Raw genomic sequence first — 572 nt, forward strand, 5'->3', positions numbered from 1 at the left:
CGGATATCCCGATCCAGATCGGCTTCCGTTTCAGCTTCATCACGCGCGTAGTGCTCTAGTAGGTGATGCCGAATCAGGCCTCTCAGTTTCTCCCGTTTCTCGCCCAATTCTTTGAACGTACCCGACCACTCTTTGGAGGCATCGGAGGACATCTTGCAGCCATCAATGGCAAAGAGTTCGTTGCCCAGTAAGCCTTGTTCGTGGCACACCAGCAGCACTTGCTCGAATAGCGCTTCAATCTCATCGGCATGGCGACTGACGAAGCTGGCCAGTGTGGTGAAATGGGGAACGGTATCGCAGGAAAGAGCTTTAAAAATGATATTGGTCTCGCAGCACCACTGCATTTCACGACTGGAGGTGATGCCTTTGGAGTAGGCAAACAGGATGATTTTCAACAGGATGGCCGGATCATAGGCCAGCCGACCGGTCGCGTCGTTGCGGTACTGGGGATGGAAAACGGACAAGTCGAGCTTGTGCTCGATCAGGTAGTGCACAGCGTGTTCAAAGGTGCCTGGCTGGAGCTGATCTTGATAGTTGATCACCACCATGGCGTTCTGGTCGTAGTTATAAGC

At 53.0% G+C, this 572-nt stretch carries 1 protein-coding gene; it reads right to left on the reverse strand.

Annotated features, from left to right (window positions below; all coding sequences use genetic code 11):
* On the reverse strand, nt 1-572 hold a 572-nt coding region (locus INT21_RS16825; protein ID WP_193085499.1), incomplete at both ends, for a transposase.

This window comes from Halomonas sp. 3F2F (assembly GCF_014897805.1).
Classification (GTDB): Bacteria; Pseudomonadota; Gammaproteobacteria; order Pseudomonadales; family Halomonadaceae; genus Vreelandella.